Annotated in this window: 13 protein-coding genes; 9 read left to right on the forward strand and 4 right to left on the reverse strand. The window is 46.9% G+C overall.

What is annotated here, in order from left to right; translation table 11 throughout:
* A partial coding sequence (gene tnpA / locus BLR50_RS13735; protein WP_143008078.1) for an IS200/IS605 family transposase occupies positions 1-204 on the reverse strand: 204 nt, incomplete at its 3' end.
* Between the two features lie 323 nt (positions 205-527).
* A complete protein-coding gene (locus tag BLR50_RS13740) occupies positions 528-1,634 on the reverse strand; it encodes a DUF362 domain-containing protein (RefSeq protein WP_092643577.1) in 1,107 nt (368 codons plus the stop codon).
* A 388-nt stretch (positions 1,635-2,022) separates the two neighbouring features.
* Between BLR50_RS13740 and BLR50_RS13745 the strand changes: the two genes are divergently transcribed.
* The 9 genes from BLR50_RS13745 (at position 2,023) to BLR50_RS13785 (ending at position 10,499) form a co-directional block, all read left to right on the forward strand.
* Complete coding sequence (locus tag BLR50_RS13745) at positions 2,023-3,135, forward strand: M20/M25/M40 family metallo-hydrolase (RefSeq protein WP_092643580.1); 1,113 nt, start codon at positions 2,023-2,025, stop codon at positions 3,133-3,135.
* A 79-nt stretch (positions 3,136-3,214) separates the two neighbouring features.
* On the forward strand, positions 3,215-3,835 hold the full coding sequence (locus BLR50_RS13750) for a peptidase C39 (RefSeq protein WP_092643583.1): 621 nt from the start codon (positions 3,215-3,217) through the stop codon (positions 3,833-3,835).
* Positions 3,836-3,947: 112 nt separating this feature from the next.
* Positions 3,948-5,018 (forward strand): ABC transporter ATP-binding protein, encoded by a 1,071-nt coding sequence (locus BLR50_RS13755; RefSeq protein ID WP_092643586.1) that lies wholly within the window; start codon positions 3,948-3,950, stop codon positions 5,016-5,018.
* 38 nt (positions 5,019-5,056) lie between these two features.
* Positions 5,057-5,962 carry an ABC transporter permease gene (locus BLR50_RS13760; RefSeq protein WP_341465423.1) on the forward strand — a complete coding sequence of 302 codons (906 nt, stop codon included), beginning with the start codon at positions 5,057-5,059 and terminating at the stop codon, positions 5,960-5,962.
* Positions 5,959-6,762 (forward strand): ABC transporter permease, encoded by an 804-nt coding sequence (locus BLR50_RS13765; protein WP_092643587.1) that lies wholly within the window; start codon positions 5,959-5,961, stop codon positions 6,760-6,762. The genes BLR50_RS13760 and BLR50_RS13765 overlap by 4 nt, the downstream gene beginning before the upstream one ends.
* Positions 6,759-7,898, forward strand: coding sequence for a polyamine ABC transporter substrate-binding protein (locus tag BLR50_RS13770; protein ID WP_092643590.1), 1,140 nt, complete (start codon positions 6,759-6,761; stop codon positions 7,896-7,898). The genes BLR50_RS13765 and BLR50_RS13770 overlap by 4 nt, the downstream gene beginning before the upstream one ends.
* Before the next feature lie 137 nt (positions 7,899-8,035).
* The gene (locus BLR50_RS13775) at positions 8,036-8,365 is read left to right on the forward strand and encodes a PadR family transcriptional regulator (protein WP_092643604.1); all 330 of its coding nucleotides are present in this window, start codon (positions 8,036-8,038) and stop codon (positions 8,363-8,365) included.
* Complete coding sequence (locus BLR50_RS13780) at positions 8,362-8,925, forward strand: DUF2812 domain-containing protein (protein WP_092643593.1); 564 nt, start codon at positions 8,362-8,364, stop codon at positions 8,923-8,925. The genes BLR50_RS13775 and BLR50_RS13780 overlap by 4 nt, the downstream gene beginning before the upstream one ends.
* A gap of 254 nt (positions 8,926-9,179) precedes the next feature.
* The gene (locus tag BLR50_RS13785; RefSeq protein ID WP_092643595.1) at positions 9,180-10,499 is read left to right on the forward strand and encodes an amidohydrolase; all 1,320 of its coding nucleotides are present in this window, start codon (positions 9,180-9,182) and stop codon (positions 10,497-10,499) included.
* A 489-nt stretch (positions 10,500-10,988) separates the two neighbouring features.
* Here the strand turns inward: BLR50_RS13785 and BLR50_RS13790 are convergent, their stop codons facing one another.
* Both BLR50_RS13790 and BLR50_RS13795 read right to left on the reverse strand, forming a co-directional pair.
* Positions 10,989-11,417 (reverse strand): hypothetical protein, encoded by a 429-nt coding sequence (locus BLR50_RS13790; protein ID WP_092643598.1) that lies wholly within the window; start codon positions 11,415-11,417, stop codon positions 10,989-10,991.
* Positions 11,418-11,645: 228 nt separating this feature from the next.
* Positions 11,646-11,890 (reverse strand): integrase core domain-containing protein (locus BLR50_RS13795; protein ID WP_143008133.1); only part of this gene is annotated, 245 nt, incomplete at its 5' end.

Consider the following 11,890-nt stretch of genomic DNA (forward strand, 5'->3'; position numbering starts at 1 on the left):
TATGCTTACCATCATGTGTATATGGTCGCGGCATGCCTGTGCCTCTATTATTTCCACCCCTTTTTGTTCGCATAATTTCCTAAGTATCTGCCCTATATCCACCTTGATTTGTCCATATATTTCTTGTCGTCTATACTTCGGTGCAAATACTATATGATATTTACATCTCCATTTCGAATGTGTTAAACTATTTATGTCATCCATTGACATGTCCTCCTTTGTTTTTTGATGCGGTTGGTGAACCTTCATCATTCTATCACTGGAGGACCTCTTTTCGCTATAAGCGTTCTAATTCCACCAGCAGAGCTGGTGGTTTTTTGCGCTGAAGCTACAATTCTGATTGGCCATACCGAAATTCAGTATGGCCAAAATACTGTTTTAATACTTCTTGTTTATCCATTTACAAGGCCCCTGACATAAATAACAGTATATAATAAAATCTGCATCAGAACCCATATACATAGGTTTACAAAAATTATACCATATTCTGTTATTGTTAGCAAGGGAAATAGAACTGCCCTTTCGGCTTACAGTTCAATCAGTTCATACTCACTGCAGCCAAGCCCCATCTTCATCGCGTGCTCAATGGCTACCCTCCAATTGGTTTCGGGGGCGACATCGGTAAAGTGATCATGGTGTGTATGCTCCCGCTCATCCAGCACGCTGCCCTTCATTACCGGCTGGCGGTTTACGGCATCGGCGCAGGCCATATCAAGCGCCACCGGGTCGAAGGAGGCAAACATCCCCACATCCGGCACAATCGGAACATCGTTCTCTGCATGGCAGTCGCAGTAGGGGGATACATCCACCACAAGGCTGATATGAAAATGCGGCCGATTGTGGATAACAGCCCAGGTATACTCGGCAATCTTCTTATTTAAAATATCAAACGACTCATCGCCGGCAGCCATCACCGCATCCTTGGGGCAGACACCGATGCAGCGCCCGCAGCCTACGCATTTATCTTGGTTTATCGCTGCTTTAGCCTTGGTTATTGATGGAGCATCGTGCGCGCAAATCTTTACGCACCGTCCGCAGCCGATACAATACTCTGTGTTAATCTCCGGTTTACCGGCACTGTGCATCTCCATCTTGCCCGCGCGCGAGCCGCAGCCCATGCCAAGGTTTTTGAGCGCGCCGCCAAAGCCCGTGCATTCATGCCCCTTAAAGTGATTGAGTGAGATGATAATATCAGCATCCATCACGGCGCGGCCAATCTTTGCCTCCTTCACATACTCACCGTTTTCAACCGGTACCAGCACCTCGTCTGTACCCTTTAAACCATCTGCGATAATAACATGGCAACCGGTGGTAAGCGGCGAGAACCCGTTCTGATAGGCAGCGTCAATATGATCCAGCGCATTTTTTCTTCCGCCAACATACAATGTATTGCAGTCTGTTAAAAAGGGCTTTCCGCCAAGCTCTTTTACGATACTCGCCACAACGGCAGCATAGTTCGGGCGAAGAAACGCAAGATTGCCCGGCTCGCCGAAATGAATTTTGATTGCTGTAAACTTGCCGTTAAAATCAATATTCTCTATTCCCGCCTTTTTAATCAGGCGCTCCAGCTTTTGCAGCAGGCTGTTATTAAAGGAGCTGCGCATATTTGTATAGTATACCTTTGATGCGGCCATTGTTTTTCCTCCGAATTCATAAAGTATCTGAATTTATTCTACAACTTGAAGTCAACTTTAAGTCAATAGCGGCAGTTAAATTGTCTGAAATTTAAATCGTAATGTTCAACAGTATTTACTTTAAAAAGTGAATAACTTTCTTACTTTAACGGAATAAATTCTCGTAATAAGTATTGACAAATCGTGTCGAATACTGCATCATTTAAATTAAAAATATACTCACAAGGTATGGAAATATTTATTATCTCTGTGAGGTTTTAAAATAACGATTTTCGTTAAAGGGGATGGCTGGCAGCAACTGCTGTGCACCGTCTTCTTTTTGCCTGTTACCCTTATCTGTACCGAAACTGCGGCATGGAATTTCTCGAAGAAAGGGCATGAATTTAAATTGCCTATTGAGAAGCAGCGTCTGCTGAACGAATTTAAGAGCCTGATTGCTATCGATAACCCTTCCTTCGGTGAAAAACAGATGGGAGACTATCTTAAGGAATGCCTGCTGACCATGGGCTTTACAGTAGAGCAGGATGCCCCGCTTACGTCTTCCCCCAAAAGCTGCGGTAATATCCACGGTTTTTTGAATGGAGATGGGAAGGGCGATCCGGTATTGTTCTGCGCGCATATGGATGCCATAGAGCCATCCTGCGGTAAGCATGCAGTGGTTGGTAATGACGGTATTATCCGAAGTGCCGGAGATACGGTTTTGGGTGCCGATGATTGCGCCGGTATTGCCGCTATTTTGGAGGCATTGCACACGATAAGCGCTGAAAGGCTTTCGCACCGCCCCATTGAGGTGCTGTTTACGGTGGCGGAGGAGCTTTACTGTAAAGGCGCTGAAAGATTTGATTTTTCTAAGGTTCAGGCTAAAGAGGCTTATGTTCTGGACTTAACAGGCCCGGTGGGCACAGCAGCCTATCAGGCACCGACCATTTTATCGTTTAAAGCTGAGGTTATCGGGAAGGCCGCCCATGCGGGCTTTGCGCCGGAGGACGGTATACACGCCATAGCAGTGGCTGCCACCGCGATAGGTAGGCTTCGCATGGGGCGGATTGATGAAGAAACCACCCTGAATATCGGGCTGATTGAAGGCGGTACTGCCACCAACATCGTGCCGCAAAGCTGTATTGTTACCGGCGAAATTAGGAGTTATTCACACCCTAAGGCACTTCAGCAGGCCGAAAAGGTAAAGGAATGCTTTCAAAAGGCGGCAGAAGAAGCCGGCGCAATAGCACGGGTTGATATTATCTGTTGCTGCGAAGGCTACGAAATTTCACTGAGCCATCCGGTTGTAAGCCGGTTTCGGGCTGCCTGTAATAAGATGGCGCTTGAGCCTGTGCTGTGCAAAACCTTTGGCGGCAGCGATAACAACCATCTGGTGAAGCACGGAATATCGGGAATTGTGTTGGCCAACGCCATGTTCCGCTGCCATTCCTGTGAGGAGTACACCACCGTAGAGGAGCTACGCCGGATTGCTGAGCTTACTCTTTTGCTTATGACGATGTAATTAAGCTTTTCTGTCGTTTTGAGTATTTTAATCTAAGATTAAGGTTACAAACCCAAGAAGATAGGACTTGAACAAGAAGATGAAAAACCCACTCAACTACCAGATGACCGATTATGACTGCGGGCCTACCACCCTGTTTAATGCCCTTACCTATTTGTTTAAGCGGGAGGAGATTCCGCCGGATGTTATCAAGTACATTATGCTCTATTGCCTTGACGCTTACAACGAAAAAGGCGAGTACGGCAAAAACGGCACTTCCTGCATGGCGATGATGTTTTTAAGCTGCTGGCTCAACCAGTTTGGTAAGGTTAAGAAGTTCCCGGTTCAGTGTGAATACCTTAGGGGGCAGGATGTATATATCGAGAACGGCAGCCCTATTGTAAACGGATTGCTGCAGGGCGGCGTTGTGGTAGTGCGCTTGCGCTACGACGTATGGCATTATGTGCTGTTTACAGGTGTAGACGAACACAATATCTACTTCTTTGACCCATACTACCGTAAACAATCCTTTCGCAAGGAGGGAATCGAAATTATCACCGACCAGCCTCAGAAATGTAACCGCAAGGTTTCGTTTGACGTTCTTAACAATTGCGGCAAAGGAATGTATGCGCTTGGCCCCAAGGATATCCGTGAGGCGGTGTTGATTTATAACCGCAGTTTTCCCCAAAACACGGCTAAAAGCATTGAATATTATATTTGATAACATTGCATGGTTGAATTTGCTGTTTTCATTGACAAATACAGTATAGGATGTATAATGTAATTCATACTAATCATATATGTTATAAGATTAGTGTGTTTGGAGGACCAGAATGAACGATATTATCCTGCAGCTTCAGCAGATAGAAAAGCGCTTTGGCGATACCAAGGTGCTTGACGGCATCGACCTCTCAATTAAACAGGGAGAATTCATCACTATGCTGGGTTCTTCCGGCTGCGGTAAAACAACTACGCTTCGCATCATTGCGGGGCTCGAAACGCCGGATAGCGGACGTGTACTGCTCGAAGGCAGGGATGTAACCAATGAGGAGCCAAACAAACGCAACGTTAACACCGTATTTCAAAACTATGCGCTGTTCCCGCATATGTCTGTTGAAAGCAATATCGGTTATAGTCTGCGATTAAAGCATATAGATAAGGCTACCATCAAGAAAACGGTTGCCGAAGCGCTGGATATGGTGCAGCTCAGCGGCTATGAGAAGCGTATGCCCGGGGAGCTTTCAGGCGGCCAGCGCCAGCGTGTTGCCATCGCGCGTGCCCTTGTGAATAAACCGAAGGTACTGCTGCTGGATGAACCGCTCGGCGCACTGGATTTGCAGCTTCGCCACCAGATGCAGACCGAGCTCAAGCGCCTGCAAAAGCGGTTAGGCCTTACCTTTATCTATATCACGCATGATCAGGAAGAGGCGCTCAATATGTCTGACCGTATTGCTGTCATGCGGGAGGGCCAGTTTGAGCAGATTGGTACACCCGAGCAGGTTTACGATATGCCCCTTACCAGCTATGTAGCCCGGTTTGTGGGCAGTGCAAATATCCTAAGCGGTAATGTATCGGCTATTGATGAGCAAAGCGTGGCGTTTAACTGCCAGGGTGTAACGGTTTTTGCCGCCCGTCGTGACGCTCCAATCAGTATAGGACAAACCGTGACCATGGCTGTGCGCAGCGAGAAGATAAACCTTACACCACAGGGCGCCGGAGAGACCGGCTTACATGCGGTGGTAACCGAAAAAAGCTTCAGCGGCGGTGTGTTACATATTATTGTCACACTGGATGACGGCAGCGAGTTAGTATCCAGCAGGCACGGCATAGATTCCCCCCTTGCGGCGGGTGATTCGGTAACCGTTAGCTGGAAACCGGAAAATGCCGTTTTGGTAGATTTATAATAAGTGGTTGTATCCAGTAGAAAGGTCTTGTATAATAGATGAAATTAGATGATACCCCTGTGCCTTTGCCTTGGCAGAGGAGAGAAAAACGATTCAGCCACAACGGCAAGTTTATTCTTACCGTTTTGCCGTTATATATCTTTACCCTAGCCTTTGTAGCAGGCCCTCTTGTGTATATGTTTATCCTCAGCTTCCTGCAGCGTGCAGAGGTGTGGGGGGTTATCGGCAAATTCACACTGAAAAACTATACTGATATTCTGGACCCGGTTTACCTCAAAACCTTCTGGGAATCTATAAAGCTTGCGGTACTTACTACGGCGCTTACCATCCTCATTGGCTATCCCTTTGGCTATTTTATGGCCAAGCTCAGCGCTAAATGGAAAAGCCGCATGATGCTTTTCTTAATGATTCCCTTCTGGACAAGCTCGCTTATCCGCCTGTACGGCTGGATTATCATCTTTCGGGCAAACGGCCCGTTGGACAAAGCGCTGATGTTTTTACATATCACCGACGCGCCGCTCAAGCTGCTGTATACCTACGCTGCAGTGGTGGTGGGCATGGTTTACGCGTTGGTGCCGTTTATGATATTCTCGGTATACTCCAGCGCTGAAAAGCTGGATTGGAGCCTGATTGAGGCCGCAAGAGACCTTGGTGCAAACCCTATGCAGGCGTTTTTAACCGTATCGCTAAAGCTGACGTTACCGGGGCTTTTGTCGGGCGTGGTGCTCACCTTTATCCCCTCAATGGGCCTGTTCTTCATTGCCGATATCCTAGGCGGCAACAAGGTTGTTCTTGTGGGCAACGTCATACAGGAACAGCTGATGAAGGCTCATAACTGGCCGTTTGCGGCGGCACTTGCCGTAGTGCTTACCATACTCACCAGTGTAATGATCTACCTCTATCGACGCCTTGCAAAGGTGAAGGATTTGGAGGGCCTGGTATGAAGAACCGCACAAAGCTGCCCAATATCTATCTTGGCGTTATACTGGTGCTGATGTACCTGCCAATCCTGCTGGTTATTATCTATTCCTTTAACCAGAGCAAGATTTCATCGGTGTGGGAAGGCTTTTCACTTAAATGGTACACCGAGCTTTTCCGTGACGCCTCACTGCTGCAGGCACTAATTAACAGCCTTGTGCTTGCCGCTGCAAGCAGCCTGAACGCCGCAGTAATCGGCACGCTGGCTGCGGTGGGAATGCTGAAGGTAAACCTGCGCAGCAAGGGGGTTATTGAGTATATCTCTACCCTTCCCATTATGATTCCCGAGATTATTCTGGGCATGGTATTTCTGGTTTTCTTTTCGTTAATCGGCCTGCCGTTTGGTATGACCACCCTGATTATCGCCCATACGGCCTTTTGTATTCCGTATGTGTACATGCTGGTGAAGGCAAGGCTGGTGGGTTTGGATAAGAGCCTCGGCGAGGCGGCGAAGGATCTTGGCGCAGGAGAATTACGGGTGTTTTTGGATATCACCCTGCCGCTGATTCTGCCCGCGATTGTTTCCGGCATGTTGCTCGCCTTTGCCATGAGCATGGATGATGTGGTAATCAGCATCTTTGTAACGGGCGTAAATACCAATACGCTGCCCATTAAGATATATACTCAGCTTAAAACCGGGGTAACGCCAAAAATCAATGCCCTATGTACGATTCTGTTCGCTGTAACCGTGCTGATGGGCCTGCTCTCGGGATGGCTTGGTAAAATAAACACTCAGAAGAAAACAGTTTTGGAGGAAAACAGATGAAGAAGTATTTATCGTTGGTACTGGCCGTGGCTTTGGCCGTAAGTGTGCTGGCCGGCTGTTCCGCACCTGCCGCAACTCCTGCCACCAGCAGTGAGGCAGCAACAGACAGTGAGGCCCAGAGCTCTTCTGCAGAGGCTTCGTCCGCAGCGCCTGCTTCGGGTAAAACCCTGAATCTTTATACATGGGAAGGTATGTTCCCCGAGGATGTTCTAAGCAGCTTTACTAAGGATACCGGTATTGCAATAAATTACAGTAATTTTGACGCGGATGAAACCATGCTTGCAAAGCTGGAATCCACCAAGGGCGGGGATTACGACCTTGTAATCGCCGATGATTATATTATAAAAACAGCCATCGAAGAGGGGCTTGCACAGAAACTTGATAAATCGAAGCTCGAGAACTTTGCAAACATCAACCCCATCTATCAGGGGCAGTTTTATGATTCTTCCAATGATTATACTGTTCCCTATGGCGCGGGCGTACAGACCATTGTTTACGACCCCAAAATCGTAAAAAAAGAGATTAAGGGGTATGCCGACCTGTGGGATGCTTCACTGAAAGGCAGCATCGGTATTATCGGCAACTATCGTGTTATCGATGGTATGGCATTAAAGATACTTGGTAAAAGCTATAACACCACTAACGTTGATGAAATCAACACAGCGGGTGAAAAGCTTAAAAAACTTGCCCCCAACATACGCCTGATTAAGGACGATAACCTGCAGGATGACCTGCTCTCCGGTGAGGTGGGTGCCGCAATCATGTATACCTCACAGGCAACCCTGGCAATGATGAAGAACCCAGAATTAAAAGCGGTATTCCCGAAAGAGGGTATCGGTTTCGGCATTATGGCAAACTTTATTCCATCTAAGGCGCCCAATGCCGACGCGGCCTATACCTTTATCGATTATATCCTGCAGCCCGAGGTTTCGGCCAAGTGCTATGAATATCTAGGCTATTACTGCACCAATAAGGCCGCGGAAGCCTTGATTAACGCCGATTATAAGAGTTACCTTACCCTACCCGCAGACTTTGACATGAAGAAGATGGAGATGATTCAGCCTATTACCGCCGAGGCTGAGGAAGCTCACAGTAAGGTATGGACAGCCTTTAAAGCCGCCGCCGGGCAGGAATAAGAACACATTACAATTTTAAAACTCCTCTTCTTATGAAGGGGAGTTTTTTCTGTGTTGACAATTATATCGGCTTACGATATAATAATATTACGGATTCCGATATATCGGATGGCGATTTAGCTGTGGAGGTGTTTATTTTGCCCGAAAGTTCAGAAAGAGGTGCATTAACAGAGGCGGTATTCTATATTCTGCTGTCGCTTTATACCCCAATGCATGGCTACGGCATTATGCAGAATGTGAGCAGGCTGAGCGGCGGCAGGGTAAATTTAGGGGCAGGAACGTTATATGGGGCCCTCAATACACTACTTGAAAAGAGCTGGATACATGCACTCCAAACAGATAAGGACAGCCGGAAAAAGGAATATGTCATTACCCCGCTGGGCCAAACGGCAGCACAGGCGGAGATGGAGCGGCTGAAAGAACTACTGGAGAATGCAAGGCAGATTATAGGGGGGCAGCTGCAATGAAGTACATTGTTCATAAAGCGTTTTGGGATTACGAAAAGGAAGAGCGCTGGCTTAACGAGATGTCGGCAAAGGGACTGGCACTCACAGACTGCTCGTGGATGCGCCATGTATTTGCGGATGCACCCAACAACGAATATATCTACCGGCTGGAGCTGCTTGAAAAACTTCCAACACACCCTGAAAGTATGGCCTACCTGAGGTTTTTAGAGGAAAACGGAGTGGAATGTGTTTCAACCTCCGGACGATGGGCCTATTTGAGAAAGAAGTCATCCGAAGGATCCTTTGATATCTACACCGATTCAAATTCAAGGCTTAAACACTACAAACGCATTTATGCCTGCAGCAGCGTCCTCATGTGGGTGGAATTAATTGCAGGGCTTGCAAACCTGATAACTGGCCTTGTTAATATCAACGTGGGTTATAAACTTGGGAATTTTACCGCTGGCAACATAATACTTGGCGTTACCATGCTGCTTTTAGCAATAATTTTCTTTTTGTGGAATCTTCCTCTCTATCGAAAAATCAAAAGGTTAAAACAACAAAAAGCTATCATGGAATAAAATAATCCCTTTCGCCCCTTCAGATGATGAGGGGGCCTTTCTGTTTTTAACAGTTCTGGCACGAATATTTGTTCGTTTTGCGATTGAAGGTTTTAATCACTTTTGATATACTCATTTGGGGAATACTATATATAACTATTCATATCGATTATAAGATATTTTTAATAATCGCCACCTAAGATAGAACCAGATTTAAACGTGCCGCCAGACATATTGAATGACGAAGAACCTTAAGGAAAGGTAAGAGAATTGCGATGGAAGAGCTTGAGCAGAGGATATTACAAACCATTGATGAGCGGGCCGGGGAACTGATTGCCTTTGCCGAGGATATATATGGTCATGCCGAACCGGGGTTTCAGGAGGTTCAAACTGCAGAGAAGGTGTCTCGAATGCTGCAGTCTCTTGGCCTTACGGTACGAGAAAAGCTGGCGGTAACAGGGGTTAAGGCTAAGCTGAAGCAGGGCGGCGGCATTACTATTGCCGCCATCGGGGAGTTGGATGGTGTTAACTGCCCAAGTCATATACATGCAAACCCGGCATCGGGGTATTCCCACACCTGCGGGCATCACTGCCAACTGGCAGCGATGATTGGCAGTGCGATGGCCCTTACCGTTCCAGAGGTTGCAGAAGCGATGGACGGCAACGTAGCGTTTTTTGCGGTTCCCTCCGAAGAGTACAACGATCTGGAGCACAAAAGCTGGATGATGCAGAAAGGGATTATCCGTTATGGCAGCGGAAAAAGCGAGCTCATTCGTCTGGGCGAATTTGACGATATAAACATTAGCATGGTACATCATCTGCATATGGTGGATACTTATTATGATGTACTTTTAGGGATGAATTCTACTAACGGCTTTATTATGAAACTAGTGAATTATACCGGCAAGGCCGCCCACGGGGCGATTGCGCCGCATAAGGGTATCAACGCGTTGAATGCTGCGTCCCTAGCGCTTTCGGCACTGGCCTATCAACGCGAAACCTTTAAAGAGAGCGATTATGTACGCGTGCATGCTATTATCTCCGAGGGTGGCCGGATGGTGAATGTAGTACCGGATCACGTTGTGGTGGAATGTCAGGTGCGCGCGAAGACAATGTCGGCAATGTTGGACGCGAACCATAAGGCAAACCGTTCTTTTGAGGCGGGAGCACATGCCATTGGAGCCGGTATTCAGATAAATGACATGCCCGGTTATCTGCCGGTGCTGGATGCGGGCAACTCCCGTCCTTTGGATGCTGCGGCACGGGCTGCAGCTGGGGGTAAAAAGGTTTCGGCTATAGATCCCGCGCTTCACAACCCCGCCTCCACCGACGTAGGTGATTTGTGCCATCTGATGCCGGTACTGGCATTTACCACCGGAGGTTTTAAGGGCAGCCTGCACAGCGCTGACTTTGAAATCACCGATAAATACTTGGCCTATGTACTGCCAGCAAAGATTATGGCGCTTACTATCTTTAATGCCCTTAAAAACAGTGCGTTTGAGGCACGCCGCATTATGGATTTCTACCCACAGCACCTTACCAAGAAAGAATACCTTGAATATATGGACGGGTTTATAAACCAAGACAAAAAATAAGGCTGCAAGCAGAGAAATGCTTTGGCTGTTTATACCTGAGCAGACACAAAAACTTTGTCGCTCCACCCGAAGGATGGCTCGTGGGGGAAGGATTATTCGTTTGGAGTACCTACCAAAACCGAACCCTGTACCACCGAGCAGACTATAAGATAATTATCAATACTCGGTTATTCAATAAAAGACGAACCTATTCGAAAGGCAGTAGACTACATGCACCGATACCTGACACGTGAGGTGTTCATACAAAAACGCGCGATTGGGATATCTTCACCAACAGGATGCTCGCAGCATGGATACGCAGGTTTTCAAAGCAAGATGCGCTGGCCAAGCGGTTGCGAAGGCATGGTGCGGCATGGTGTCTCTGCCTTTTGATCGGGCGGATATAGCGAAAGTGACTATGAGCAGGCGTATACTGCAGTATTTTTGAATCCTGTTAAATGCGACCTTTTGATGGTTTTTTGCTGTTTTTCAGCTTTCGCTGATTGCTGATTATAAAAAAATCTTAAGCTGCTGTATATTGTTTTCTTCAGATTGAAGTAACCGTTCCATAAGGCTTCTGATATGTGCGTCTGCATTGGGATAATGCTTTAAATTCTTTATTGCATTAACAACACCCATATTGCTTCCGATAATCAGCATCTCGGATATATGGGACGGCGTTTGATCGGTAAGCGTTTGCATGTTAATGGACAGATAGGTTCTGAGCTTTTCGAAGGCACTGATTCCCTTTTCATCGTAGCCATTCTGGTTGAGCAAAGTACGCGCCTCGCTTAGGATTTGCTTATATTCATCGTACTGCGTGCTCAAATGCTTGCTGAAATCATCATCCTTCACGATGTCAAGAATCTGCTTGATGGTTTCTGTACCCATCTGGGCATTCTGATAGATAAAATTTAACAATTCAGCATTCCCGTTCATACAACCACTCCTTTGGCTGTATTGTTGCCTAAAATTATTTAATCATACCTTTTTCACTAAAAGTAATAATTACTCAGGTCTTGCCTGGATATAGTAACTTGACAGCCCCGCAACATTTTGTGCAACAAAATAAGCGCCCCTCGCTTTCTGAACTGCATCCCGTCAAGAGGACAGCGAAAAAACATAAAATTTTCCCGACCAGTGGTGAACAAAACCACTGGTCGCTTTTTATGCAGCGAAGTAGAGATTAAATTTCTCTAACGGTGTCAGAACACCCAAGTTGCGTTGCACACGCCGGGTGTTGTAATAGCTGATGTAACTCTCAATCATCTGAATAAGTTTCTGCTTGCTGGTGAATCTCCGACCGTAATAGCGTTCGCGTTTCAAAATGCCCCAGAATCCTTCCATAGGACCGTTGTCGATGCAATGTGCCACACGGGACATGCTTTGCGTCATACCAGCTTTTTCGAGTT

This window comes from Acetanaerobacterium elongatum (assembly GCF_900103835.1).
Taxonomy (GTDB): Bacteria; Bacillota; Clostridia; order Oscillospirales; family Ruminococcaceae; genus Acetanaerobacterium; species Acetanaerobacterium elongatum.